Annotated in this window: 29 protein-coding genes; all 29 read left to right on the top strand. The window is 65.0% G+C overall.

Annotated elements, in window-relative coordinates; all coding sequences use genetic code 11:
- Positions 1-175: 175 nt before the first annotated feature.
- The 29 genes from AAHK21_RS27015 (at position 176) to AAHK21_RS26875 (ending at position 23,435) form a co-directional block, all read left to right on the top strand.
- A complete protein-coding gene (locus AAHK21_RS27015; RefSeq protein ID WP_332108675.1) occupies positions 176-613 on the top strand; it encodes a phage holin, lambda family in 438 nt (145 codons plus the stop codon).
- A gap of 103 nt (positions 614-716) precedes the next feature.
- Positions 717-1,055 carry a hypothetical protein gene (locus AAHK21_RS27010; RefSeq protein ID WP_367859098.1) on the top strand — a complete coding sequence of 113 codons (339 nt, stop codon included), beginning with the start codon at positions 717-719 and terminating at the stop codon, positions 1,053-1,055.
- A gap of 6 nt (positions 1,056-1,061) precedes the next feature.
- Positions 1,062-1,793, top strand: coding sequence for a hypothetical protein (locus AAHK21_RS27005; protein WP_367859097.1), 732 nt, complete (start codon positions 1,062-1,064; stop codon positions 1,791-1,793).
- A gap of 148 nt (positions 1,794-1,941) precedes the next feature.
- Entirely contained in the window at positions 1,942-2,487 is a 546-nt protein-coding gene (locus AAHK21_RS27000) for a terminase small subunit (protein ID WP_367859096.1), read from the top strand.
- The gene (locus AAHK21_RS26995; protein WP_367859095.1) at positions 2,450-4,495 is read left to right on the top strand and encodes a phage terminase large subunit family protein; all 2,046 of its coding nucleotides are present in this window, start codon (positions 2,450-2,452) and stop codon (positions 4,493-4,495) included. Before AAHK21_RS27000 ends, AAHK21_RS26995 begins: the two co-directional genes overlap by 38 nt.
- Complete coding sequence (locus AAHK21_RS26990) at positions 4,483-4,698, top strand: primosomal replication protein PriB/PriC domain protein (RefSeq protein WP_367859094.1); 216 nt, start codon at positions 4,483-4,485, stop codon at positions 4,696-4,698. The genes AAHK21_RS26995 and AAHK21_RS26990 overlap by 13 nt, the downstream gene beginning before the upstream one ends.
- Positions 4,695-6,251 (top strand): phage portal protein, encoded by a 1,557-nt coding sequence (locus AAHK21_RS26985; RefSeq protein ID WP_367859093.1) that lies wholly within the window; start codon positions 4,695-4,697, stop codon positions 6,249-6,251. Before AAHK21_RS26990 ends, AAHK21_RS26985 begins: the two co-directional genes overlap by 4 nt.
- Positions 6,178-8,232 (top strand): ClpP-like prohead protease/major capsid protein fusion protein, encoded by a 2,055-nt coding sequence (locus AAHK21_RS26980; RefSeq protein WP_367859092.1) that lies wholly within the window; start codon positions 6,178-6,180, stop codon positions 8,230-8,232. Before AAHK21_RS26985 ends, AAHK21_RS26980 begins: the two co-directional genes overlap by 74 nt.
- Positions 8,233-8,300: 68 nt before the next feature.
- Positions 8,301-8,615, top strand: coding sequence for a hypothetical protein (locus tag AAHK21_RS26975; RefSeq protein ID WP_367859091.1), 315 nt, complete (start codon positions 8,301-8,303; stop codon positions 8,613-8,615).
- Positions 8,612-8,998, top strand: a complete 387-nt coding sequence (locus tag AAHK21_RS26970) for a hypothetical protein (RefSeq protein WP_367859090.1) — start codon at positions 8,612-8,614, stop codon at positions 8,996-8,998. The genes AAHK21_RS26975 and AAHK21_RS26970 overlap by 4 nt, the downstream gene beginning before the upstream one ends.
- Positions 8,973-9,521 (top strand): hypothetical protein, encoded by a 549-nt coding sequence (locus AAHK21_RS26965; protein WP_367859089.1) that lies wholly within the window; start codon positions 8,973-8,975, stop codon positions 9,519-9,521. The genes AAHK21_RS26970 and AAHK21_RS26965 overlap by 26 nt, the downstream gene beginning before the upstream one ends.
- Positions 9,518-10,120, top strand: a complete 603-nt coding sequence (locus tag AAHK21_RS26960) for a phage baseplate assembly protein V (protein ID WP_367859088.1) — start codon at positions 9,518-9,520, stop codon at positions 10,118-10,120. Before AAHK21_RS26965 ends, AAHK21_RS26960 begins: the two co-directional genes overlap by 4 nt.
- Before the next feature lie 41 nt (positions 10,121-10,161).
- Complete coding sequence (locus AAHK21_RS26955) at positions 10,162-10,362, top strand: hypothetical protein (protein ID WP_367859087.1); 201 nt, start codon at positions 10,162-10,164, stop codon at positions 10,360-10,362.
- 4 nt (positions 10,363-10,366) lie between these two features.
- Positions 10,367-10,693 carry a GPW/gp25 family protein gene (locus tag AAHK21_RS26950; protein WP_367859086.1) on the top strand — a complete coding sequence of 109 codons (327 nt, stop codon included), beginning with the start codon at positions 10,367-10,369 and terminating at the stop codon, positions 10,691-10,693.
- Positions 10,690-11,571, top strand: coding sequence for a baseplate J/gp47 family protein (locus tag AAHK21_RS26945; protein WP_367859085.1), 882 nt, complete (start codon positions 10,690-10,692; stop codon positions 11,569-11,571). The genes AAHK21_RS26950 and AAHK21_RS26945 overlap by 4 nt, the downstream gene beginning before the upstream one ends.
- A gap of 1 nt (position 11,572) precedes the next feature.
- Positions 11,573-12,181, top strand: a complete 609-nt coding sequence (locus tag AAHK21_RS26940) for a phage tail protein I (protein WP_367859084.1) — start codon at positions 11,573-11,575, stop codon at positions 12,179-12,181.
- A complete protein-coding gene (locus tag AAHK21_RS26935) occupies positions 12,174-14,258 on the top strand; it encodes a phage tail protein (RefSeq protein WP_367859083.1) in 2,085 nt (694 codons plus the stop codon). The genes AAHK21_RS26940 and AAHK21_RS26935 overlap by 8 nt, the downstream gene beginning before the upstream one ends.
- A complete protein-coding gene (locus AAHK21_RS26930) occupies positions 14,258-14,590 on the top strand; it encodes a hypothetical protein (protein ID WP_367859082.1) in 333 nt (110 codons plus the stop codon). Before AAHK21_RS26935 ends, AAHK21_RS26930 begins: the two co-directional genes overlap by 1 nt.
- 87 nt (positions 14,591-14,677) lie before the next feature.
- The gene (locus AAHK21_RS26925) at positions 14,678-15,847 is read left to right on the top strand and encodes a phage tail sheath subtilisin-like domain-containing protein (RefSeq protein WP_367859081.1); all 1,170 of its coding nucleotides are present in this window, start codon (positions 14,678-14,680) and stop codon (positions 15,845-15,847) included.
- A gap of 12 nt (positions 15,848-15,859) precedes the next feature.
- Positions 15,860-16,369, top strand: coding sequence for a phage major tail tube protein (locus AAHK21_RS26920; protein ID WP_367859080.1), 510 nt, complete (start codon positions 15,860-15,862; stop codon positions 16,367-16,369).
- A 36-nt stretch (positions 16,370-16,405) separates the two neighbouring features.
- Entirely contained in the window at positions 16,406-16,708 is a 303-nt protein-coding gene (locus AAHK21_RS26915; RefSeq protein WP_367859079.1) for a phage tail assembly protein, read from the top strand.
- Positions 16,709-16,839: 131 nt separating this feature from the next.
- Positions 16,840-19,398 (top strand): phage tail tape measure protein, encoded by a 2,559-nt coding sequence (locus tag AAHK21_RS26910; RefSeq protein ID WP_367859078.1) that lies wholly within the window; start codon positions 16,840-16,842, stop codon positions 19,396-19,398.
- A 9-nt stretch (positions 19,399-19,407) separates the two neighbouring features.
- Complete coding sequence (locus tag AAHK21_RS26905; protein WP_367859077.1) at positions 19,408-20,253, top strand: phage tail protein; 846 nt, start codon at positions 19,408-19,410, stop codon at positions 20,251-20,253.
- Positions 20,228-20,434 (top strand): tail protein X, encoded by a 207-nt coding sequence (locus AAHK21_RS26900; RefSeq protein WP_367859076.1) that lies wholly within the window; start codon positions 20,228-20,230, stop codon positions 20,432-20,434. Before AAHK21_RS26905 ends, AAHK21_RS26900 begins: the two co-directional genes overlap by 26 nt.
- Positions 20,435-20,551: 117 nt before the next feature.
- A complete protein-coding gene (locus tag AAHK21_RS26895) occupies positions 20,552-20,827 on the top strand; it encodes a hypothetical protein (protein ID WP_367859075.1) in 276 nt (91 codons plus the stop codon).
- 108 nt (positions 20,828-20,935) lie between these two features.
- Positions 20,936-21,988, top strand: a complete 1,053-nt coding sequence (locus tag AAHK21_RS26890) for a phage late control D family protein (RefSeq protein ID WP_367859074.1) — start codon at positions 20,936-20,938, stop codon at positions 21,986-21,988.
- Between the two features lie 22 nt (positions 21,989-22,010).
- On the top strand, positions 22,011-22,565 hold the full coding sequence (locus AAHK21_RS26885; RefSeq protein WP_367859073.1) for a glycoside hydrolase family 19 protein: 555 nt from the start codon (positions 22,011-22,013) through the stop codon (positions 22,563-22,565).
- Complete coding sequence (locus tag AAHK21_RS26880) at positions 22,562-23,101, top strand: lysis system i-spanin subunit Rz (RefSeq protein WP_367859072.1); 540 nt, start codon at positions 22,562-22,564, stop codon at positions 23,099-23,101. Before AAHK21_RS26885 ends, AAHK21_RS26880 begins: the two co-directional genes overlap by 4 nt.
- Positions 23,102-23,240: 139 nt before the next feature.
- Positions 23,241-23,435: a hypothetical protein gene (locus tag AAHK21_RS26875; protein WP_367859071.1), complete on the top strand. Its 195-nt coding sequence runs from the start codon at positions 23,241-23,243 to the stop codon at positions 23,433-23,435.
- The last annotated feature ends 159 nt before the right edge of the window (positions 23,436-23,594 follow it).

Raw genomic sequence — 23,594 nt, 5'->3', positions numbered from 1 at the left:
GCGGCTTTTGGGGTAAGGAGGGGGCATGCGAACGGGCGCAACTCGACCGCGCCATAGCGCTGTGACCGGTCACAGCGGGTAATCAGCGGAGCGGTTTTACACGAATCGTGTTCTTATCCACTTTTTGTGTTGACGGCGTTTGCAGTTAGCTCTATCTTTCTCGCTAACGTGGCGTGTGAAGCGTTACCACGGCTACCCAAGAATTCCCTATTGCCCCCGGCCCGCCAAGGTCCGGGGGCTTTTTTATGTCTTTCTCCCGGTGCGGGAGGTGCCCGAGATGCAAAACATGCCAGACAAGCCCGACACCTGGGTGCTGTTGCTTGCCTACGCAAGCCAGCACTCGCAAACCATCATCGCCGGTGCCTTGGCTCTTGGCATGGCTGCGCTGCGGATCATGTACCGGGGCGGAACCCTGAAAGACGTGCTGATCGAGGGGCCTATGTGCGTATTGATCGCGCTTAGCCTTACCTGGGGCCTTGAGTTCATGAGCTGGCCGGCTTACTTGGCCCAGCCGGCCGGCATTTGGATTGGGTTCGTCGGTGTCAAGAAGATTGGCGGCTGGGTTGATCGCATCGCTGATGCGCGCCTGCCTAAGTCGGGTGCCGGTCAGTGAGCCGGCCCTGGGTCAATGTGTTGTTGGTGCTGCTGGCCTTCGGGTTGGCGGCTCATATTGAGGGCGGCGCCGTTGCTGCCGTTACGCGTAACGAGGTGATGCAGTGACCGAGCAGAATAAACCCGAGTTCATCCTTTGGGATCAGCAGCGCCGTTCGGGCTATCGCATGCGTGCGGATAGCATGATTGATGATGGCGACACCTTACGGCTGATCGACGGCGGTATTTCGGTGGCCATCTCGTCGCCCCGTGGAACGGCGGTGAATACTGGCGCGATGGTCGCCAGTTTTCGCGATGTGGTGGCTAAGGCTATTCCGGCGCCGCCGCCTATGCGCTGCTATTCGGCGCCGCCTAGTCGCGGGGCGTGGTTGTTGGTGGGAGTGTTCGCGCTTGGCCTGGTGGTCGGGATTGGTGTGACAGCCCAGTGCCTCGGGGCCTGGTGATCGCGCATGCTGGACCTGAAACTTGATATCGACAGCGTGCCTTTGGCGCGTGAAATCTCGGACATTCAGCGAAAGCAAATCCCGTTCGCCCTGGTGCTCGCGCAGACGCGGTTGGCCAGGGATCGCATCAAGCCTGGCATTGCTGAGGTTGTGGGTAAGCGCCTGGATCGGCCGACGCCCACCACCATGCGCAGCCTGTTCTATCAGTCGGCGACCAAGAGTCGCGGCGCGAAAGTCTGGTTCAAGGACTCTTGGACCACGGGCATTCCGGCTGACACGTACCTACAGCAGGCCGTCCAGGGCGGCGCCCGGCCGCATAAGCGTTTCGAGAAGTCGCTTATTGCTCACGGGCTGATGAAGGCCGGGCAGTACGCCGTGCCCAATGCTGACCTGTTGAACCAATACGGCAACGTCTCGCGTGGCGTGATGACTCGCATCCTGTCGGGCCTTGGCGCTGCTGAGAGTAAGCGAGGGCACAAGGCCAACGCCACGGACAGCAAGCGTAGTAAGCGCAAGGGTAATGCCGAGCGCTATTTCGTCGGCACGATTGGTGACGACACTGGTGTGTGGGAGCGCAAGGCGCGTAAGCAGGTGGCTCCGGTGTTCCTCTACACCGAAGGCGCGCCGCAATACCGCGTCATTCTCCCGTTCTTCAAGATCGGCGAGAACATCGCCAAGGCGCATGGTCAAGCCGAGCTGGCCAACGCCCTGCGCGAGGCGATCCTGACCGCGAAGTGAGGTCGCGCGAGGCGCGGCCAGGCCCCGGCACCCACCCCCTCCCCCCCGTCAACGGGTCCTCCCGGACCCACCGGGGCTAGGGGGTAATTCGGGCCCCGCTCTTTCGCTATGTATGACCCAAATTCGGAGGTTGGTTGTTGTTTAGTCCATGACAAATCCAACGATTACCCGACAGCCGTATTGGCTGAACAAAAAACGCATGGCCGAAAGCCTCGGGATTTCGGTTCAAGCCTTTGACAAATGGGGCGTCGAGCCGGTCCAGAAGATCGGCCGAGAGTCGTTTTACGACGTTCGTTCGGTGGTGGATAACCGCCTGCAGCACCAAGCGGGGAAAGAACAACTTGGCTTTGACGACCTGGACCCGCATGCGGAGCAGAAGCTTTTGCAAGAGCGCCTGCGCCTAACCAGGGAGCAGGCCGACGCCCAGGCGATGCGAAATGAGGTCAAGCGGCGCCACCTGGTGCCGGTCGATTTCATGACCTTTGCCTTTGGGCGCCTGACCAGTTTGATCGGTTCGACCCTCGACACCGTGCATACCAAGGTCAAGCGCAAGCATCCCGATATCGAAACCCGCCACCTTGAGGCGGTGCAGCGCGAGGTGGCCGTTACGCGTAACGAAGCGGCCAGCTTGCACGAGCGTTTGCCGGAGATTCTCGATGAGTTCCTTTCAACCCTGGATGACGACGCTGGCTAACGCGGTGCGCGTGGGCCTGTCGGCTTTGTTCAAAGAGCCGCCCATGACCGTGGTCGAGTGGGCGGACAAGCATTTCTACCTGTCGTCGGAGTCCTCCTATCAGGAAGGGCGTTGGACGACGGCGCCGTTTCAGGTGGCCATCCTCAACGCGATGGGCAATGACCTGATTCGCGAAGTCAACTTCGTGAAGTCGGCACGCCTCGGTTACACCAAGATGCTGATGGCGTTTATCGGCTATCTGATCCAGCACAAGAAACGCAACGTGCTGATGTACTGCCCGACCGAGGGGGACGCCGCCGGTGTCATGAAACGGCATATCGAGGGCATGATTCGCGATGTGCCGGTGGTGCTCGATCTGGCGCCCTGGTACGGCATGAAGCACCGCGACAACACCCTGGAGGCCAAGTGCTTCGCCAACCGCAAGATGCTCTGGTGCCTGGGTGGCAAGGCGGCGCGCAACTACCGGGAGAAAAGCCCGGACACGGTCATTTACGACGAGCTGTCGAAATTTGACGAGGATATCGAGGGCGAGGGCGCACCCACGTTCCTGGGCGACAAGCGCCTGGAGGGGGCCACCTTCAAGAAGTCGATTCGCGGGTCAACGCCGACCGAGGCGGAGAAATGCCAGATCACCCGCGCCGCCATCGAGTCGCCGCACGACCTGCGTTTCAACATCAAAGCGCCCTGCTGCGGCGCTGAGCTGGTGTTGCAGTGGGGCGGCAAGGATGAGCCGTTCGGCGTTAAGTGGCGGCTCAATGAACGCGAGGAAGTCGAGGCCGCCTGGTACTTGTGCCCGCACTGCCAGGGGGGGACGTTCGAGTATCACCAGATGGTCGAGGCGGCCGAGGCCACCGGGCGCTGGGTGTGTGAGCGCTCGGGCATCTGGACCCGCGACAGCATGGAGTGGTTCGACTCCGCCGGCGAGCCGACTGTGACGCCGCGCTCGGTCACGTTCAGCGTCTGGACCGGTTATTCAACGTTCACCACCTGGGCGGATGTCGCGACCGACTTCGTTAAGGTCGGCAAGGACCGGGGCAAGCTGAAAACCTTCGTCAACACCACGTTGGGCGAGGTGTGGGAGGAAGACCAAAGCGAAAAGCTCGATTGGGAGCAGCTGCGCGACCGCCGCGAGACGTTCGGCCAGGTGCCGGCCAGGGCGGTGGCGTTGTTCGGCGGTATCGACACCCAGGACGACCGCTACGAGGGGCGGGTGTGGGCCTACGGTGCCGGCGAAGAGGCCTGGTTGGTTCACCGGTTCATCCTCACGGGCGACCCGGCCAGCATCGAGCTACGGCGCAAGGTCGGCCGCGAGCTGCATCGCCATTTCACGCGCGCCGACGGCACGGTCATGCGCGTGGAGCGTTGGTGCTGGGACTCGGGCGGCCACTACTCGGACGAGGTGCGCGCCGAGAGCCGCAAGCACGGCGTGCAATGGGTGATTCCGATTTTTGGGGCTAGCACCTACGGCAAGCCCATCGCCAACTTCCCGCGCAAGAAGGACAAGCGCAGCAAGGTCTACTTGACCGAGGTCGGTACCGACAACGCCAAGGAGCTGCTGTATGGCCGCCTTAAGCTCCAGCCGGACGGGCCTCGCCCGGTACCTGGCTGCCTGCACCTGCCGGCGGACGACGCGATTTGCGACGACAACGAACTGCAGCAGTTGACCAGCGAACGCAAGAAGTGGGTGGTCATCAAGGGGCGTCGGGTCATGCGCTGGGATGCCGGCGGCCGGCGTAACGAAGCGCTCGACTGCGCCGTGTACGCCCTGGCGGCACTGCGCATCAGTCAGCAGCGGTTCGGCCTGGACCTCGACCTGTTGGCCAGCCAGAACCCCGAAACCGGGGTGTGGGAAGTGGAAGAACACGACGAAGACGACGCCCCCGAGGTTCCGGTGGCGTCGTCACCGGCTGCTGCATCGGCGCCCGAGGCGCTGCCAGCACCGGCACCAGAAACCCAGCCAGCCGCGACCGGCTGGTTTGACTCGGGAGCAAGCGGATGGCTGCGATAAATGCGCAGGAAATGGTGGATATCTACCTGCAGGCCGAGGCCGATCTACTCCAGGGCGGCAAGGATGTGCAGCTGGGCGGCCGTCGGGTGACGATGGCTGAACTGCCGCAGATCCGCGCCGGCCGGCTGGAGTGGGAGCGGCGGGCTTCGGCCGAGGCGCGCGGAGGACGCTCGGGGCATTCCCTGGCGTCGTTCGGGGGATGATTGGCAACCTGTTGGACCGCAGCATTGCGCCGTTCTTCCCAGGCCTGGCGGAAAAGCGCATGCGCGCCCGCTACGCCATCATGGCCTACGAGGCGGCCAGGCCGTCGCGCACGCACAAGGCGGCCAAGGAGACCCGCAGCGCTGACGCGGCCTTGCATCCGTCGCTTAAGTCGCTGCGCGAGCAGTGCCGCGCCCTGGACGAAAACCACGATATCGTCACTGGCGTCTATGACCGCTTGGAGGAACGCGTGGTGGGCGGCCCCGGCATTGCGGTCGAGCCGCTGCCCTTGCGCTACGACGGCACGGTGCATACCGAGTTCGCCGCGCAGATCAAGGCGGGCTGGGCGGAATGGTCGCTCAAGCCCGAGGTGTCCGGCGAGCTGACCCGACCGCAGGTCGAGCGCCTGGTGTGCCGGACCTGGCTGCGTGATGGCGAGGCCCTGGCGCAGCAACTGATGGGGCCGGTGCCTGGGTATGACTACCTGACGGACGTGCCGTATGCCCTGGAGCTGCTGGAGCCGGACTTTCTGCCGGTGGATTACGTCGATTACGACAAGGGCATTGTCCAGGGCGTCGAGCGCAACGCGTGGCGGCGGGTAAAGGCGTATCACCTGCTCAAGGTTCACCCCGGCAGCATGGGCGCGCTCAGTTTTGCGGGCAACACCAAGCGCGTGCCGGCCGAGCAGATGATTCACATTGCCTACCGTAAGCGGATCGGCCAAAACCGGGGGGTGCCACTGCTGCACGCTGTTATCACCCGCTTGGCCGATATCAAGGATTACGAGGAAAGCGAGCGTGTCGCGGCGCGCATCAGTGCGGCGTTGGCCATGTACGTCAAAAAGGGCACCCCCGACGATTACGTGCTGCCCGGCAAGGGTGCGACACAGGCGCAGCGGACCTTTCCGTTTGCGCCGGGGATGGTGTTCGACAACCTGCTACCCGGCGAGGAAATCGGGACCATCGAGAGCAACCGGCCGAACCCGTTCCTTGAGGGCTTCCGCAATGGCCAGCTAAAGGCGGTGGCCGCCGGTGCGCGCAGCACCTATTCCAGCGTGGCCCGCAGCTACGACGGCACCTACTCGTCGCAGCGTCAGGAGCTGGTCGAGGGGCAGCTGGGTTACGACCTGCTGCAGCACGAATTCATCGACTACTGGTGCCGCCCGACGTATCGCGGCTGGTTGCGCGTGGCTGTCATGACGGGGCGCCTCAAGGTGCCGCCCGAGGTCAACCCGCAGACCATCTATGGCGCGTTCTATCAGGGGCCGGTCATGCCCTGGATCAACCCGGTGCATGAGGCGACCGCCTGGGAAATTTTGGTCAAGGCCGGCTATGCCGACGAGGCCGAAGTGGCGCGGTCGCGGCAGCGCAACCCGTCGGAGCTTAAGGCGTCCCGCATTGCAGAGATTGCGGCCAACCGCGAGGCCGGGCTGGTGTTCAGCTCGGATTACTACCACTCAACCTATGGGGCGAGACAACCCAATGAACCTACACCCGACAAGAACAGACCCGCCGATGCTGCTGGTGCCGCAGGGGTCGGTGGCGACGACGAGTAACGGCGCCGACAGCTGGTACACCATCCAGGCCGGCGCCACGCGCGGCACGGCCGACGTGGATATTTTCGGCGATATCGGCAACGGCGGTGTCACCGCGCAGCAGTTCGCCAATGACCTGCGGGCAATCGGTGACGTGTCACAGATCAATTTGCGCATCAACTCGCCAGGCGGGGCCGTGTTCGAAGGCATGGCGATGTACAACCTGCTCAAGCATCACAAGGCCCGCAAGGTCGGCACCGTCATGGGGCTGGCCGCGAGCATGGGCAGCGTGGTGGCGATGGCCTGTGATGAGCTGCGCATGCCGAGCAACGCCATGATGATGGTGCATATGCCCTGGGGCATCCAGGGCGGCAATGCCGAGGCAATGCGCAAGTACGCCGAAGTCCTCGACATGTTCGGCAGCAGCATGCTGGAGGCGTACACAAGCAAGACCGGTAAGAGCACCGAGGAAATCGAGGCGCTGCTGAAAGAAGAAACCTGGATGTTGGGGGCCGAGGCGGTGACCTTGGGCTTCGCTGACGTTCTGCTCGAACCCGTCGAAGCGTTCGGCAAGATCAACTCCAATCGCATGAAGGACTTTACTAAGATGCCGCAAGCCGCGTTCCAGATGTTCACCGCCCCGCAGGGCTCGACCACGGTCGTGCCGCCGCCCGCCGCCCAGCCGCCGGCGCCGGCAACCCTGACCCCCGAGCAGATCGCCGCCCAGACCCTGGCCGCTGATGGTGTGCGCCGCACGGCGATTCATGCCGCTTTCGCGCCGTTCGCCGGCCACGAGTCGCTGCGCGACACCTGCCTGACCGACACCGCCTGCACCGTCGAGCAGGCCAATGCCAAGTTGCTGGCTGCCATCGGCCAGGGCACCACGCCGACCGGCAGTGTGCGCCACCCTGGCCACGTCACCAACGGCAACATCGTCGGCGATTCGGTGCGCGCCTCGCTGTATGCGCGGGTGGGTGTTGCAGAAATGCAGGCCGACAACCGGTTCAACAACATGACCATGCGCGAGCTGGCCCGCGCTTCGCTGCAGGAGCGCGGCATTGGCGTCTCGACCCTGAACATCATGGACATGGTGGGCTTGGCCTTCACGCACAGCTCCAGCGATTTCGGCAACATCCTGATGGACGCCTCGCGCAAGTCGCTGCTGGAGGGCTGGGAAAATGCCGATGAAACCTATCACCTGTGGACCAAAAAAGGACGCCTCAGTGACTTCAAGCCGACTAACCGTGTCGGCCTGGGCTCGTTCTCGTCGTTGCGCGAGGTGCGCCCGGGTGCAGAGTACAAACACATCACCATCGGTGATTCCGGGGCGGTCATTCAGTTGGCCACCTATGGCGAGCTGTTCACCATCGACCGTACCGCGATCATCAACGACGATCTCGATGCACTGACCCGAATCCCCAAACTGATGGGTGAGGCGGCGCGGGCGACCATCGGGGATCTGGTGTATGCCATCCTGACCGACAACCCGAAAATGGCGGACGGCAAGGCCCTGTTCGACGCCACGCGTAACAACCTGTTTACTGCTGGCTCCAAGTTGTCACTGGCTGCGCTGAGCGCTGCCAAGACCGCAATGCGCTTGCAGCCGGCGACCGTGGCCAAGGGGCAGAAGGCGCGACCGCTGAACATTCAGCCGGCGTTCGTGTTGTGCCCGGTGGCCCTGGAGGACATGGCCAATCAGATTATCCGTTCGGCCTCGGCGCCCGGTACCGATACCAACGCCGGTATCGACAACCCTATCCGTAACTTCGCCAAGGTGATTGCCGAGCCGCGGCTGGATGCCAATTCTTCGTCGGCGTACTACCAAGCCGCCAAGCTGGGCTCCGATACCGTGGAAGTGGCCTATTTGGATGGTGTTGAAGAACCGTACTTCGAGACGAAAGAGGGCTTCACCAGCGACGGTATCGCCACCAAGGTGCGTATCGATGCGGGTGTGTCGGCGCTCGATGCGCGCGGCCTGAACAAGTCGACCGGCGCGAATTGATCGCCCGTTGCGTCCCCGAACACCCCGCCTAGAGCGGGGTTTGTTGTTTCTGGATAGGAGAAAACTGGATGAGCACCAATTACGTAAGCTCGGGTAAGACCGTGACCATGCCGGCGCCGACCGGCGGTTCTGTTGCGGGTATCCCGCAGGTGATTGGCGCCCTGGCGGTGATGCCGCTGCAAAGCGGCTCCAAGGGCGCAATCATCACCTACCACACCGACGGCGAGTGGGATGCCCCGGCGGCCGCTGGAATGAAGGCCGGCGCCAAGGTCAGTGTGCTGGACGGCCAGCTGGTGGCGCCTGACACGGCCAACTCCCTGCCCTATGGCAAATTGACCAGCGATGTAGTCAACGGCGCCGCATCTGTGCTGATCGTCCAATGATCATGGGCGGCAGCTTTCGCGAGCGCATGGCCGGCCTGACGAATCGCATCCTGACTCGCGTGGGTGACTGCGCGGATTTGGAGGACGGCAGCGAGGTCAAGGGCACGTTTGAAAACCCGTCCCTCGATCCCCAGGCGCAGGGCGGCAGCGGCAGTAGCAAGCGTCTGGCCTCCGGGATCGATGCGGCCGAGCTGGACGAACCGCGCTTCAACGTGACGCATGAGGTCGCGGCACGGTTGCCCAGGGGCGCGAAGTTGACCATCAAGCTGCCGCCGTCTGACGGTGGCGGCCGCTATCGCGTGGTGCGTCAGGCAGCCGCCGGTGACGGCATGGTCGCCCTGGTACTGGAGTTGGACCATGAACGAACAGCCGACATCCTCTGAGGCGCCCCAGGTGGTGCCCAGTGAGTTGCGGGTGCTGCATGACGCGATCACCGCCACCCTGCAGGCCGGGCTACCGCAGTTCGAGCATATCGAGGCATACCCGAAGCTGATCAGGGAGGGCATTGAGCTGCCGGCGCTGCTGTATGCCGCAACAGGCTTTGCCCCCGGCACTAAGCCGGGGGATGGCCGCTTGTGCGTTACGGTAACGTTTGAAGCCCTGATACTGCTGGAGTCGGCCCGTGCCATGGCGCCGCTGCAGGCGGCGATTCTGGCGGGCAAGCTGATGCAGGTGCTAGATGAACAGTATTGGGACGTGGATTTTGTCGACCACGCCAAGGACGTGCAGGCCATGCCGTCGGAGTTCGTGCCGGAGTTGGCCCGTTGCGTGGGCTGGTCGGTTCTGTGGCGGCAGGACGTGTACCTGGGCGACACGGCATGGCCCTGGGCCGACGAGCCGCCCGGCTCGCTGGTGTTCGCTGTCGGCCCTGATGCTGAGCGGGTCGAGCCGGAGGGTCTGCAATGAGTTACGCAACAGCCGAACACGACCGCATGTTGGCCGGCCTGGCGATTCCGTGCGTGGTGGTGGCGGTCGACCTGGCCGCCGCCCGCGTGCGGGTGTCCGATGGCGCCGGCTGGACAAGCGCCTGGGTCCGCTGGCACGCCCTGGCCGCTGGCAAGGCCCGCCACTGGCGTTCGCCGAGCCTGGGCGAACAGGGGGTGTTGGTCAGCCCGAGCGGCAACCCCGCCCTGGGCACCTTCGTGCCAGGCCTGTACGGCAACGCCGGGCCGGCGCCGGACAACCGCGACCATGTGGAGGTCTGGCGCTTCGATGATGGCGGCTCGCTGGTCTACGACTGGCAGGCCAAGAGCTACACCATCACCCTGCCCAGCGGCACGGCCACGGTCAAGGTGGGCGGCACCGAGGCGGTATTGACCGACGACGCGATCACCGCCAAGACGGTCAATGCCACGGTGCAGGCCAGCAGCGTGACGGTGACGGCCGCCACTATCACGCTGGCGGGCCAGGTGCAAATCGACGGCCCGTTACGCGTAACGGGCGATATCAACGGCGGCGGCCGGATCATCGATACCGCCGGCAACACCGCCAACCACAAACACTGACAGCCCGCCCCGAGCGGGCTTTTTCTTGCCTGGAGGATTCTATGGCGACCAAAAAAGCCGAGGGCGCGGACGCCGCGCCGGTGACAGTTACATACCTCGACAAGTGCTACAGCCGGCGCACCGTGCATACCGACAGCATGCGCACGCTGCAGGTGGTGGGTGCCCGTGTGGAGGTCAAGAGCGATGACGAGGAGGCGCTGGCGTGCCTCGACCAGCACCCCGAGTTCGAGCGCCTGGAGTAACCCCATGATCGGAATGGATCGCCGCACGGGGCTGCCGATATCCGGCGTGACGCATTTGCGGCAGTCCATCGAGGACATTCTGACGACCCCAGTAGGCAGTCGCCGCATGCGGCCGGAGTACGGCAGCAACCTGCGCCGTTACGTCGACCTGCCCATCAATGAGGGCTGGAAAAGCGCGGTGCAGGCCGAGGTGGCCCGCGCCCTGGGACGTTGGGAGCCGCGCCTACGGCTTGAGCTGGTGCGGGTGATGGCGGTGCTCGACGGCCAAGTCACCTTGGCGTTGAGCGGGGCTTACCTGGGCGATGACGTGGTGCTGGAGGTGAGTGCATGAGCACTGTCGATTTAGCGTCCTTGCCGGCGCCCCAGGTGCTGGAAGACCTGGACTTTGAAGAGTTGTACCAAGACGACCTGACGAAGTTTCGCGATTCGATGGGCGACAACTGGTCGGCGCCGCTGGAAAGCGACCCTGTAACCAAGCTGCTGGAGCTGGGCGCCTATCGGCGCTTGGCCTACCGGGCGCGGGTCAATGACGCAGCCAAGGCGCTGTTGCTGGCCTATGCCGTCGGCGCCGACCTTGACCAGTTGGCGGCCAACGTGGCGTTGCAGCGCCTGGTGATCCAGGCCGAAGACCGGCAAGCGGTGCCGCCGGTGCCGGCGGTGCTGGAGTCCGACGACGCCCTGCGCGAGCGGGTGCAGCTGGTCTATGAAGGGCTGACCACGGCCGGCCCGCGTAACAGCTACATCCTGCACGCGCGTAACGCCTCTGGCCTGGTGGCCGACGCGACGGCCGAAAGCCCGTCGCCGGCGGTGGTCGACGTGACCGTGCTGTCCCTGGAGGGTGACGGCGCAGCTGGGCCGGCGCTGCTGGCCGAGGTGGCCGTCTACCTCAACGACGACGACCGCCGGCCGGTGGCGGATCGGGTGAACGTGCGCAGCGCCGAGGTGTTGAACTACCGAATCGACGCGGTGTTGCACATGTCCGGTACCGGGCCGGAGAGCGAGGCGGTGCTGGCCGAGTGCGAGCGCCGCCTAAAGGCTTGGATCAACCCGCGTCGGCGCCTCGGTGTCGAGGTGGCGCGGTCGGCGATTGACGCGCAGTTGCATATCGGGGGCGTCAGTCGCGTCGAGGTGCCGGGGTGGCAGGACGTGCGCCCGAGCAAGGCCCAGGCGGCTTGGTGTACGGGCGTTACCGTAACGCGGGGTTCCTGACATGACGACCTTGTTGCCGCTCAACAGCACCCCGCTTGAGCGCGCCATGGAGGCGGCAACCGCGGAGGGCACCGCCGTACTGCTGCGCACCCTCTACAACCCGGACACCTGCCCTGTGCGCCTGCTGCCGTATCTGGCCTGGGCGTGGTCGGTGGATCGCTGGGACGGCAGTTGGTCCGAGGCGGTCAAGCGTTCGGTCATCCGCTCGGCGTTCTACATCCATGCCCACAAGGGAACCATCGGCGCGCTGCGCCGCGTGGTGGAGCCGTTCGGCTACCTGATCGAGGTGGTGGAGTGGTGGAAGATGCAGCCCGAGGGCGTGCCCGGCACCTTCGCCCTCAAGGTGGGGGTATCCGACAGCGGCATCAGCGATGAGGTGTACCGCGAGCTGAGTGCCCTGCTCGATGACGCCAAGCCGGTCAGTCGGACCATGGTCGGCCTGGAAATCAGCCTGGAAACGCGGGGCAACGTGTATGTCGGCGCGTCGATCAGCGACGGCGACGTGCTCGACGTGTACCCACCGATGCAGCGCGACATTGTGGTGACGGGCGCGGTAGGGCGCGGTGGCCGCGAACACACAATTGATACCTTGGACATTGCACATGGTTGATCAGAATTCACAGTTTTACGCCATCCTCACGAACGTGGGGGCGGCGAAGCAGGCCAATGCGGATGCCCTGGGTATCCCGTGGAAAATCACCCAGATGGGCGTGGGCGATGCCAACGGCACCGACCCGACCCCCAATGCCACCCAAACCAGCCTGGTCAACGAGTGGCGCCGGGCGCCGCTGAATCAGTTGAAGGTGGACGACAAAGACGCCTCGATCATCGTTGCCGAGCAGGTCATTCCGGCCGACGTGGGCGGCCGCTGGATTCGCGAAATCGGCTTGTACGACGCCGACGGCGACCTGATCGCGGTGGCCAACTGCGCGCCGACCTACAAGCCGCTGCTGTCCCAGGGCTCGGGCCGTACCCAGGTAGTGCGCATGAATCTGGTGGTGAGCAGTGCCAGTAGCGTGCAACTCAAGATCGACCCTAGCGTTGTGTTGGCTACTCGAGAGTGGGTGAGCGAGGAACTGGCCCGCCAGGACTTCAAGCATTCGGTCGTCGTCGCGACCACTGGCCCCATCACCCTGAGCGGCCTGCAGACGGTTGACGGCGTGGTGTTGGACGCCGGTGCGCGGGTGCTGGTCAGGAGCCAGGCCGCCGCCAAGGACAACGGGCTGTATGTCGCGGCCGTGGGCGCATGGGCCCGCTGCAGCGATGCGGACACCAGTGCCAAGGTTACGCCGGGGCTGCTGGTGCATGTGGAGCGCGGTACGGCCAACGGCGATAGCGGGTGGCAGCTGGTCACGGATGGGCCGATTACCCTGGGCGTCACCGCGCTGGCCTTCGAAATGGCCTGGGGCCGCACCGGCGTCACGGCGGGAACTTACCGTAGCGTCACGGTCGACCGTTACGGCCGAGTGCTCGCGGCGACGAACCCGACCACGGTCGACGGCTACGGCCTGACCGACGTGTACACCAAGACCCAGGTCGATCAGGCGTTGGCGAGCAAGGCGCCGCTGGCCAGCCCAGTCTTTACCGACGTTCCGAAGGCGCCCACCGCGCCGGCTGGGACCGATTCCACCCAGCTGGCCACCACGGCCTTTGTGGGGGCGGCGGTCCGGGCGCTGATCGCCAGTGCGCCCGGCGCCCTGGACACGCTCAACGAGCTGGCGGCGGCGCTGGGTAACGATCCGAACTTTGCCACCACCATGACCAATGCCCTTGCCGGAAAGGCGGCGAAAGCCACAACGCTGGCCGGCTACGGCATCACAGACGCCCAACCTTGGGCGAAGCTGCTGAGCGACTTTGTGGCCAATGTGGGGTGGGGGCTGGGCCAGACCTCGCCGGCGTTGGTGATGAACGCCAACAGCGCGGTTACGACGGGCTTCTACAGCGCCGGCGGCGCGGGCGCGATTAACTTCGCCGACCTGTATTCGCCGCTGTTGGTGTTCTGTCGAGGCGGGTCCGCTGTCGGCCAGATTCAGCACAACGTGCGCGACAACTACCTGACCTGGCGCGGCAGTAATGACGGCGGGGCAACGTGGACGCTCTGGAGCACGGGCCTGCGGTTCGGTGACTACGGGATCGGCGGCCAGCACGTCTCGACGGAAACCGACTTGAACAAGTACCTGCTCGGCGGCAAGTACATCACGCCGGGCTCTGGTCTTGTAGGGCTGCCCAGTGGCTGGGCGCAAGGACGGCATTCGGTCGACGTGACGGGCGGTGCGAGCTACTGCACCCAGGTCATTACCGGCCTTGGGGCTAATCGAGGGCGTATCGCTATCCGTACCTTCGACGGCACAAGCTGGCAGGAGCAAGAGCTGGTGACCCCCTCGAATCAGTCATCGCTAGGGGTGGGGCAGACCTGGCAGGACCTCACCGGCAGCCGGACCTGGGCCACCAACTACACCAACAGCTCTGGCAAGCCGATCATGCTGGCAGTCGGCGTTCGCGATACGGCGGGCGGCGCGGGCAACCTGTCGGCGCGTTTGTATGTGGGCGGGGTGCTGGTCGGCAACGCTTACATGAGCGGCGGCAGCCAGACCACGCTGTATGGCATCGTGCCGCCGGGCGGGCTGTATCAGCTCACTCGGGACGACACCAACGACGCAATTACCACATGGGCTGAACTGCGATGATGAAGTATTACACCAGTAAAACTACCGGCGCTGTTTACAGCTTTGCGGCCGATGGCTCGGACGACGGGTTTATCACCGAAGACCTTGAGCCGATGAATGACGCGCAGCTCTATGCGCACCTCAATCCACCGCTGACGCCGCGCACCCGCGCGCAGGTGGAAGCGCTGCGCCTGGCAGCGTATGCCAACCCGTTGACCGGCTCGGACCGCTTCTTTGCCGAAGCGCAGCGCGAGGGCCTGCTGGGTCGTGCCGAGGTGGCCGAGGCGGCCAAGCTGGCCGGCCTGCAGCGCTTTGCAGAGATCCAGGCCAGTTATCCGTGGCCGGCTGAATAGCCCCACCCGCGCCCCGCCTTGCCGGGGCTTTTCTTTGCCCGTCCCTGGCCTCGCATCTGCGGGGCCTTCTTGTTTCTGGAGAACCTAATGAGCGGTTTCTTTCACGGCGTTACCGTAACGAACGTCGACACCGGCGCGCGCACCATCGCGCTGCCGTCGTCCTCGATCATCGGCCTGGTCGACACCTTCACCCCCGGCCCTGACGCCACGGCCAAGGCGAATGATCTGGTGATGATCACCAGCGAGCGCGAGGCGGTCGCCGCGTTCGGCCCCAATGCGGCCATCACCAAGGCCTGCCGCGCCATCTACATGCGCGCCAAGGCGGTCATCGTCGCTTGTGGCGTGGCCAAGCTGGAAACGCTCCCCGAGCAAACCTCGGCGATCATCGGCGGCACCCTGGCCGACGGCAAGCGCACCGGCCTGCAAGCGCTGTTGGACGGCAAAAGCCGGTTCAACGCCCAGCCGCGCCTGCTGATCGCGCCCAAGCACAGCGCGACCCAGGCCGTCGGCACCGCCCTGGTGGCGCTGGCCGACAAGCTGCGCGGTATCGCCATCCTCGACGGCCCCAACACCACCGACGAGGCGGCGCTGGCGTATGCCGGCGAGTTCGGCGCGAAGCGCGCCTACATGGTTGACCCTGGGGTGCGCTATTGGGACACCGAGGCGAGCGCCACGGTCGATGCGCCGGGCTCGCCCTGGGTGGCCGGCCTGTTCGCCTGGACCGACAGCGAGTATGGATTCTGGGCCTCGCCGTCCAACAAGGAGTTCGTCGGCATCACCGGCACCTCGCGCCCGGTGGAGTTCTTGGACGGTGACGAGACGTGTCGGGCAAACCAGCTCAATAACGCCAATATCACCACCATCATTCGCGACGACGGCTATCGCCTGTGGGGCAACCGCACGCTGTCGAGCGATCCGAAATGGGCCTTCGTCACCCGCGTGCGCACGATGGATATCGTCATGGACGCGATCCTCTACGGCCACAAGTGGGCGGTCGACCGCTCGATCACCGCGACCTACGTCAAGGACGTGACCGAAGGCCTGCAGGCGTTCATGCGCGACCTCAAGGCCCAGGGCGCAATCATCAATTTCGAGGTCTACGCCGATCCTGAGCTGAACACGGCGAGCCAGCTGGAGCAGGGCAAGGTGTATTGGAACATCCGGTTTACCGACGTGCCCCCGGCCGAAAACCCCAACTTCCGCGTCGAAGTCACCAACCAGTGGTTGACCGAAGTCCTCGACGCCAACGCCGTATAAGGAGCGCACCCCATGGCAATGATTCCCGAAACCCTGGCCAACCTGAACCTGTTCGTGGATGGCGTCAGTTTCCAGGGCGATGTGCCCAGCCTGACCCTGCCCAAGCTCACGCTCAAGATGGAAGAACACCGCGCCGGCGGCATGGACCTGGCGGTGGAGCTGGACCAGGGCATGGAAAAGCAGGAAGCCGCCTTCACCACCACCGGCGTGCGCCGCGAGTCGCTGAAGTTTTTCGGCCTGGCCGACGGAACCGCGTTCAACGGCACGTTCCGGGGCGCCTTCAAGGGCCTCAAGGGCAAGATCAACCCGGTGATCGTCACCCTGCGCGGCTCGCTGAAAGAGGTTGATATGGGCGACTGGAAGGCCGGCGACAAGGCCGAAATCAAGCACTCCGTTTCCCTGACCTATTACAAGCTCGAAGTCGACGGCCGCCTGGTCTACGAAATCGACGCCCTGGGCATGCGCCGCGTCATCAATGGCGTTGACCAGCTGATCGAGCAGCGCCGCGCCCTGGGCCTGTAACCCCTCTTACCTGTCTACACACAAGGACACCGAAGCATGAGCACCCAAAAAATCCCCGCTTGGCTGACCATCACCGCCGACAGCGTTACCGTAACGCTGAGCAAGCCGGCCGAGTTCAACGGCGTGCAGGCCAACCGCGTCACCCTGCGCGCGCCGACAGTGCGCGACATTCGCGCCGCCCAGCAGACCGCCGCCGGCGCTGACGACGAACAGCGCGAGCTGAACCTGTTCGCCTCGCTCGCCGAAGTCGGCGTCAAGGACTTGGAGGGCATGGCCCTCAAGGACTATTCCCGCCTGCAAACCGCCTATTTTCGCCTGGTGCAGGACGACGAAATTTAACCCCCAGCTGCAGAAAGTCGTGGCCAAGCGCCTGGCGCGCGAGCTGGGCTTTTCGGCGGCCGAAATCTCGGTCATGCCGTGGGCGGATATGAGGTGGTGGCTCACGGACTGAGCCGTTGAGGGGGTAGCGCATGGCAAGCAAACTGGCGTTATCGCTGGTGATCGGGGGCGCCGTCGCATCGTCGGTCGGCGCCGCTTTCAAATCGGTCGAAAGCGGCATCCAAAAGCTGGAGAGCAAGGGCAACAAGGCCAGGGTGCTCAAGAGCACCATCGGCGACACCATCAAGCTGCGCGAGGAGTGGCAAAAGGCGCACGCCAGTGGCGCGGCCGGCGCCGACAAGCTGCTGGCCAAGTTGAACGGCAATCTCGACGCCTTGAGGAAACAGGGCGTTGAAGTCGGGCGCCTGGGGCGCGAGTATCAGCGCCTGGCCAGGGAGGCGAAATCGGCCGATTTGCAGATGAAGGGTCATCAGCAGATCGCGGCGGGCAAAGCCTCGCTCAAGTCGAACATCGGCGCGGCGGTGGTTGGCACTGGCTTGGCCGCGATCCCGACTAAGATCAGCGCCGACTATCAGGCGGTGATACGTGATATCGCGATCAAGTCCGATATCGTCAACAAGCCGCAGGAAGCCCAGCTTAGCCGGACGGTGATCGACACGGCCCGAGATACCGGCATGTCGCGCAACGACGTGGCGGATCTGGTCAACCAGTTGGTCGGTGCCGGCATGGAGGTCGATAAGGCGCTGGCCTACGCGCCGACGGCCGCCAAGTTTGCCGTCGGCCAAGGCGCCTCTGGTGTCGACACGGCGTCGATGATCATGGCGCTGCAGCAGAACGCCAAAATCACCGACCCCAAGGTCATGCAGCAGGCCCTGGAGGCCATCGCGTATCAGGGGCAGGCGGGCAGCTTCGAAGCGTCCGACATGGCCAAGTGGTTCCCGCAGCTGCTGGCCGGCATGGAGAAGAACGGCGTCACCGGGCTGGATGCGGTCACGTCGCTGGGCTCTATGCTGCAGGTGCAGATGAAGACCGCCGGCAGCGCCGACGAGGCGGCGAACAACTTCAAGAACTGGATGGAGAAAATCGGCGCCGGCGATATCCAGAAGAACTATGAAAAGGCCGGGATCGACTATCAAAAATCGCTGAACACTGGTCTGCAAAAGGGCATGAACGTCATTGAGGCGTCCATGGCTTTGGCCATGCAGTACGTCGAGAAGACCGACCCGAAAAAGGCCCAGGCGATGAAGGACGCCCAGGCCAAGATCGACAAAGAGGTTGACCCGGAGAAGGCCAAGGCGGCGCTTGAAGCGCTGGAAAAGACCCTGCGCACCGGTGATATTTTCGCCGACATGCAGGTCAAGGCGGCGCTCACGGCCTACGGGCAGAACCGGGGCCTGTACAACGAGCTGAAAGCCGATTCGCAGAAGGCTAGCGGCATCCTCGACAAGAACCTGGCCGAGCGCCGGGAAACGTCCAAGCAGCGCTGGGCGGAGCTGGGACAGGCGGTCGATGACTCGATGCGCAGCATCGGCGATGCGATCCGCCCGGCCACCGACCTGGCGGCCCAGGGGCTGACGAAAGTCGCCCAGGGCATCACCACGCTGTCGGACAAGTTCCCGGCCCTGGCCATGGGCGTGACCGGGGCGGCAGCGGCGGTGGTGGCGTTCCTCACGGCGCGCAGCGCGCTCAAGGTCGGGCGCGGGGTGTTCAACGTCGCGCGCGGCCGCGCCATGGGCCGAGGCCTGGGCGGTGGTGGGGCGGAGGCTCCCGCGCTGCCCAAAACCGGCAACAAGGCGCTGGACGCCGGCCTGGGCGTGCTGGGCAAGGTGTTTGGCGGGACGGCCAGCAACGATGCCGCCGGCGGGGCCAGCAACGATCCGCAGCGCGTGTTCGTGGTCAACGCCAACGCCATCGGCGGGCTAGGCGCTGGCGGCGTTGCTGGAGGCCCTGCAGGGGCTTCCCGGAAGGGGCGGCGTGGGCGCCGTAATCGGGGGGCTGGTCGAGCACCGCGGTTGTCGGCGCCGGCCGCCCCGCCGGTGGGTGTGGCGGCCTCGCTGGCCGGTACCGCTGATGTGGGGCGCCTGGGGCGGGCGGCCGGCGCCCTTAGCAAGATGACCCACGGCGTCAAGCGCATGCCCGGCGGCAATCTGCTCGATGCCGGCGCGTCGATGATGGACGTGGCGCTGAACGCCAAGACCCAGGACGAGAAGGCCGAGGGCTACGGCACGGCGGCCGGTGGTTTCGCCGGGGCGCTGGCCGGTGGTGCAGCCGGCGCCGCGATTGGTTCGGTGGTGCCGATCATCGGCACGGCCATCGGCGGCGCCATCGGTGCGGCCATCGGCGGCATGGGCGGCGAGTCCCTGGGCGGCTGGTTGGGCCTGAAAATGTTCGGCGAGGACAAGCCCCAGGCGCCGGGCGATGTGGCCAAGTCCCTGGCGGAGGCGGCCCCGGCCGCGCCGGCTGTGGCCAAGGCCTTGGAGACGCCGGCCAAGACCGAGCCGCCGAAGATCGACCAAGCGTTTTCAATGGCGCCGACGATCCCTATCACGATTCAGGGCGACGTGCTCGACCCGGCGGCCAAGGTGCGGGAAATGGAAGGGCCGCTGCGGGCGCTGTTCGAATCGGTGATGCGCGACACCCTGGCGCGTCAGGCGTCCACTCAACTCTACGACGCCCCCATGGTGGGGTAAGGATCTGTCATGGCTTACATGGAATCGCTCAAGTCGGGGCTGTCGTCCCTGATCGCGGCGGGGGAGGCTGGCCGTACCAGTCTCGACGGCATGCTGGGGCCACTGGACGGGGCCATCAGCGACATGACCGGCGCGGCGTCCGATCTGGAGGGCGTGCCCTTTATCGGCCCGGCCGTGGGCGCCAAACTGCAGCGGACCATGCGCGCCATCAGCGCGGCGCAGTCCTCGGTCGGGCAGGTGGCGTCGACCTATAGCCGCGTGGTCAGCGGCGCCGCCCAAGTGCAGGACCGCTTGGGTTCGCTGGGGGAGCAGGTCAGCAAGGCCGGCGCGGCGATCAACCGTATTGCCGGCAGTGCCAGCCCGAGCTTGGCCAACATCCTGCCGACCGGGGCGTTTTCGCCGCAGGTGACGCCGGCGGCCGAGGCGGTGAAGCCGTTCCCGCACCTGCTCATCCTGCAGCCCCTGGAGGCGAATGCGCAGCCGTATTACTTCAACCTCGACACGGCGGCGTTTGACGAACTGAGCCGCAAGACCGGCTTTCGCTGGGCGGGGCAGGAGCGGTTGACCCGCGATATCGCCCAGCAGGCCGTCGGCCAGGGCGAGGACACGCTGTCCATCAAGGGCGCGGTGTTCCCCGGTTTCCGGGGCGGGCTCAAGCAGCTGGACGTGTTGCGTTCCATCGGCCGCCGGCTGCGCCCGCTCAACTTGACCACCGGTTACGGTAACGTGCTCGGCGCCTGGTGCTTGACCAGCGTCAGCGAGGACCAAAGTTCCTTGCTCGCCGGCGGCATCCCCCGCAAGCAGGCCTTTTCCCTGGAGTTTGTGAAGTATGGCGACGACCTGCAGAACGTCTAGCGGGGATCTGCTCGACACCCTGTGTCAGCACTACTACGGCCGTCTCAATGGCACGGTCGAGGCGGTGCTGGCGGCCAATCCTGGGCTGGCTGATGAGCCGCAACCGTTTCGCGCGGGGCTGCTGATCCGTCTGCCCGACCTGGCGGCCCCGGCCGTCGAGTCGGTGCAGCTGTGGGACTGATGGCCGGTTGCCCTTATCCAGGGCGGCCGATACCATCGCGCCACTACGCAAGGAGCCGAGGGCGCTATGGCAGCAACAGCATTGAGGAAGGTTAAGCGGGGCTGGTGGGGTGAGACGATGTATCGCCTGAACTGGCTGGTTTTCGGTGGTCTGTTGGCGGTGCTGCTGGCCCTGATACCGATCATCGGTTGGGCCATGGGGGCAGGCCTGGCCGTGGTGGTCCTGTGGAAAGCGTTTGGCTTTCGCGAAGTGCAGACCGTGGGCGACTGCCCGGCCTGCACGGGCGCCCTGCGCATCGATCCGAAGAAAGACGACGTGTTTTCCTGCCCGACCTGCCACAACGTGATCAAGGTTCACCCCGACCACCTGGCGCTGGTGGACCTCAACCGATAGCTGTTCCCGCCCCGCCTTCGCGGGGCTTTCTTTTGGCGCCGGCACTCGCCCGGCGTTACGCGTAACGGACCCGCCTTGAGCGGGTTTTTTCGTTTCTGGAGTATGCGCATGAAGCCCATGTATCAGGTCGTGGCCAACGGCCGCGATATCACCGCCAAGATCAATGACCGGGTTTTGCTGCTGCGCACCGTGGACAAGCCGGGCATGGACTCGGACGAGTTCGAGTTGCGCCTGGATGACCGCGATGGCGCGGTGGCGGTGCCGCCCAGGGGCGCCAAGATCGAGATTTCCCTGGGCTATGAAGGGCGGGGTCTGGTGCGCCTGGGTAGCTACACCGTGGACGAGGTGGAGGTGTCCGGGCCGTCCGACACCCTGGTCATTCGCGGCAAGGCCAGTGACATGCGCGGCAGCGGCAAGACCACCCGCAGCGGCAGTTGGGAGGGCGTGCCGCTGTCGCAGATCGTCAGCGACGTGGCGGCGCGCAACGGCTGGACCCCGGTCTGTCCGGTGCAGACCAAGGTGGAGCGCGTCGACCAGCGCGGCGAATCCGACTTCAACTTTATTACCCGCCTGGCCAGGCAGTACGACTGCACCGCCAAGGTGGCCGACGGCAAGCTGCTGGTGCTGCCGCGCGAGGCCGGGCAGAGCGCGAGCGGGAAGGGCTTCGCCACCGTCACCATCAGCCGCGCGGACGTGTCGCGCTGGACGTTCCGCCAGGGCGACCGCAGCGCACAGAAGGCGGTCAAGACCCAGCACCAAGACCCCAAGGACGGCAAGTTGAAGGTCGTCGAGCTGGAGAACGAAGACGCCCCCGACGGCCTGCCGGCAGTGCATACCGACCGCCATATCTACCCGAACAAGACCGCCGCCGAGTCGGCCGCGAAGGCGCGCCTGGCGGCCTTCAATCGCAGCACCGGGACCATGCGCCTGGAAATGGTCGGCCGTACCGACCTGTTCGCTGAACGCAAGATCAACGCCCAGGGCTTCAAGGCGGGCTTTGATGGCGAGTACCTGGTGGAGAGCGTGGAACAGGTGTTCACCCAAGGCGGCTGGTCGACCACGGTGGAAACCAGTGGCGGCAAAAAGGGCAAGGCCAAGAGCAAGAAGAAAGGCAAGAAAGCCACCGGCCCCTTGAGGGTTGTGGACGTGAACAAGGCCTGAGCGGCCATCATCGGAGAGCACCATGCAAATAACTGCGCAGCAGCTGCAAATCATCTACCCGCACGCCGGCCCGAAAGCCGGCGTTTTTGTGTCCGCGCTCAACGCGGCCATGGTCAATCGGGAGATCAACAACCCCCGGCGCATGGCGGCGTTCCTCGCCCAGGTCGGCCACGAATCCGGCCAACTGCGCTACGTCAAGGAGCTGGGCGGCGATGCCTACCTGAGCAAGTACGACACCGGCAAGCTTGCCGCCGCCCTGGGCAATACCCCCGAGGCCGACGGCGACGGGCAGAAGTATCGCGGCCGGGGCCTGATCCAGATCACCGGCCGGGCCAACTATCAGGCGTGCAGCCGGGCACTGTTCGGCGACGACCGTCTACTGACCCAGCCCGAGCTGCTGGAGCAGCCGCAGTGGGCGTGTGAGTCGGCGGCCTGGTTCTGGCAGTCGCGCGACCTCAACCCCCTGGCCGATCAAGGCGAGTTCAACCGCATTACCCGGCGCATCAATGGCGGCCTCAACGGCCTGGACGAGCGCCTGGTGTTGTGGGCGCGGGCGCGCGAGGTGCTGGGCGTATGACCGGCCTCGACTGGCGCCTGGCCGCCCTGGCGCTGCTGCTGGGCCTGGCGGTGGGTGGTCGTGGCGCCTGGCTGGCCCAGGATTGGCGCTATGGCAAGCAGCTGGCCGCCCTGGACCTGGCGCACGCCCAGGAGCGCGAGGCGGCCGCCACCAAGGTCATCGAGCAGATGGATGGGCAGCAGACCGCCCGCGAGGCCCTGGAGCAGCGCCTGGCCGTTCAGAGTCAAACCCACTACAAGGAAATGGAAGATGCGAAAAGTGATCGTCAGCGCCTGCGCGATCAGCTGGCTACTGCTGGCGTCAGGCTGTCAGTCCTCATCGCCAACGGCGCCGCCGAGGGTGGTCAGTGTGGGGTGCCAGCCGCCGCCGGCACCGGACGCGTGGTTCATGGCCCCGCGCGCGCCGAACTTGACCCAGCGCATGCTCAACGAATTGTCGGCATCACCGGTGACGGTGACGACGGACTGAGGGCGCTGGCGGCCTGTCAGGGCTACGTGCGGGCGCTGAGCAAAAAAAACATGGCGCCAAGTGGATAACCAAAACTCGGTCGTTATCCTCCCAAGGAGGCGAACCCACATCACCGCCAGTTTAGTCAACGCCTTGCCGCCAGGTGCTGCTGCGCATTCTGGCGGTAAGGAGCGTGCGAAAAGTCGGCATCAGCAGGAGGAAACCCCCGTGTCGCAGCCTGAAAATGCAAATCCTTTGATCCATGCGGACCAAGCGTCTACTATCGACGCGATATGCAACCATCTGGAATGGATGGTTATTCAAAAGGGCTTGGACGCCGAGGCGCATCCGGGCGAGGTGTACCAGCTGCGAACCGTGCTGGCAGCAGCGCGTGCAGCAAGACGTGTTGATTTACACAAATAGTGGACTTTGCGTCTAAGGGCGCGTTATCCTGAGCGCCGCCGAACAGCTCCAATCAAGAGGGCTAGGCGGTGATAACGGCAAGATACATAACGGAATTTAGGCAAGCCTAAAAAGAAAAACCCCCCGGATGTGGCGTCCGAGGGGTTCGATGATCAGAGC

The sequence above is a fragment of the Pseudomonas sp. TE50-2 genome, assembly GCF_040813665.1.
GTDB classification, from domain to species: Bacteria; Pseudomonadota; Gammaproteobacteria; order Pseudomonadales; family Pseudomonadaceae; genus Aquipseudomonas; species Aquipseudomonas soli.
The sequence above is the reverse complement of the archived record's forward strand: the minus strand, read 5'-3'. Positions and strand labels throughout refer to the sequence as shown.

Excerpts from the sequence above, each read along its gene's own strand:
- AAHK21_RS26945 (WP_367859085.1), top strand. The coding sequence starts at position 10,690 with ATGAGCACTGTCGATTTAGCGTCCTTGCCGGCGCCCCAGGTGCTGGAA.
- AAHK21_RS26935 (WP_367859083.1), top strand. The coding sequence starts at position 12,174 with ATGGTTGATCAGAATTCACAGTTTTACGCCATCCTCACGAACGTGGGG.
- AAHK21_RS26990 (WP_367859094.1), top strand. The coding sequence starts at position 4,483 with ATGGCTGCGATAAATGCGCAGGAAATGGTGGATATCTACCTGCAGGCC.
- AAHK21_RS26960 (WP_367859088.1), top strand. The coding sequence starts at position 9,518 with ATGAGTTACGCAACAGCCGAACACGACCGCATGTTGGCCGGCCTGGCG.
- AAHK21_RS26890 (WP_367859074.1), top strand. The coding sequence starts at position 20,936 with ATGAAGCCCATGTATCAGGTCGTGGCCAACGGCCGCGATATCACCGCC.
- AAHK21_RS26930 (WP_367859082.1), top strand. The coding sequence starts at position 14,258 with ATGAAGTATTACACCAGTAAAACTACCGGCGCTGTTTACAGCTTTGCG.
- AAHK21_RS26955 (WP_367859087.1), top strand. The coding sequence starts at position 10,162 with ATGGCGACCAAAAAAGCCGAGGGCGCGGACGCCGCGCCGGTGACAGTT.
- AAHK21_RS26900 (WP_367859076.1), top strand. The coding sequence starts at position 20,228 with ATGGCGACGACCTGCAGAACGTCTAGCGGGGATCTGCTCGACACCCTG.
- AAHK21_RS26915 (WP_367859079.1), top strand. The coding sequence starts at position 16,406 with ATGAGCACCCAAAAAATCCCCGCTTGGCTGACCATCACCGCCGACAGC.
- AAHK21_RS26985 (WP_367859093.1), top strand. The coding sequence starts at position 4,695 with ATGATTGGCAACCTGTTGGACCGCAGCATTGCGCCGTTCTTCCCAGGC.
- AAHK21_RS26920 (WP_367859080.1), top strand. The coding sequence starts at position 15,860 with ATGGCAATGATTCCCGAAACCCTGGCCAACCTGAACCTGTTCGTGGAT.
- AAHK21_RS26965 (WP_367859089.1), top strand. The coding sequence starts at position 8,973 with ATGAACGAACAGCCGACATCCTCTGAGGCGCCCCAGGTGGTGCCCAGT.
- AAHK21_RS26980 (WP_367859092.1), top strand. The coding sequence starts at position 6,178 with ATGAACCTACACCCGACAAGAACAGACCCGCCGATGCTGCTGGTGCCG.
- AAHK21_RS26905 (WP_367859077.1), top strand. The coding sequence starts at position 19,408 with ATGGCTTACATGGAATCGCTCAAGTCGGGGCTGTCGTCCCTGATCGCG.
- AAHK21_RS26975 (WP_367859091.1), top strand. The coding sequence starts at position 8,301 with ATGAGCACCAATTACGTAAGCTCGGGTAAGACCGTGACCATGCCGGCG.
- AAHK21_RS26880 (WP_367859072.1), top strand. The coding sequence starts at position 22,562 with ATGACCGGCCTCGACTGGCGCCTGGCCGCCCTGGCGCTGCTGCTGGGC.
- AAHK21_RS26950 (WP_367859086.1), top strand. The coding sequence starts at position 10,367 with ATGATCGGAATGGATCGCCGCACGGGGCTGCCGATATCCGGCGTGACG.
- AAHK21_RS27000 (WP_367859096.1), top strand. The coding sequence starts at position 1,942 with ATGACAAATCCAACGATTACCCGACAGCCGTATTGGCTGAACAAAAAA.
- AAHK21_RS26940 (WP_367859084.1), top strand. The coding sequence starts at position 11,573 with ATGACGACCTTGTTGCCGCTCAACAGCACCCCGCTTGAGCGCGCCATG.
- AAHK21_RS26885 (WP_367859073.1), top strand. The coding sequence starts at position 22,011 with ATGCAAATAACTGCGCAGCAGCTGCAAATCATCTACCCGCACGCCGGC.
- AAHK21_RS27005 (WP_367859097.1), top strand. The coding sequence starts at position 1,062 with ATGCTGGACCTGAAACTTGATATCGACAGCGTGCCTTTGGCGCGTGAA.
- AAHK21_RS26925 (WP_367859081.1), top strand. The coding sequence starts at position 14,678 with ATGAGCGGTTTCTTTCACGGCGTTACCGTAACGAACGTCGACACCGGC.
- AAHK21_RS26970 (WP_367859090.1), top strand. The coding sequence starts at position 8,612 with ATGATCATGGGCGGCAGCTTTCGCGAGCGCATGGCCGGCCTGACGAAT.
- AAHK21_RS26910 (WP_367859078.1), top strand. The coding sequence starts at position 16,840 with ATGGCAAGCAAACTGGCGTTATCGCTGGTGATCGGGGGCGCCGTCGCA.
- AAHK21_RS26895 (WP_367859075.1), top strand. The coding sequence starts at position 20,552 with ATGTATCGCCTGAACTGGCTGGTTTTCGGTGGTCTGTTGGCGGTGCTG.
- AAHK21_RS26995 (WP_367859095.1), top strand. The coding sequence starts at position 2,450 with ATGAGTTCCTTTCAACCCTGGATGACGACGCTGGCTAACGCGGTGCGC.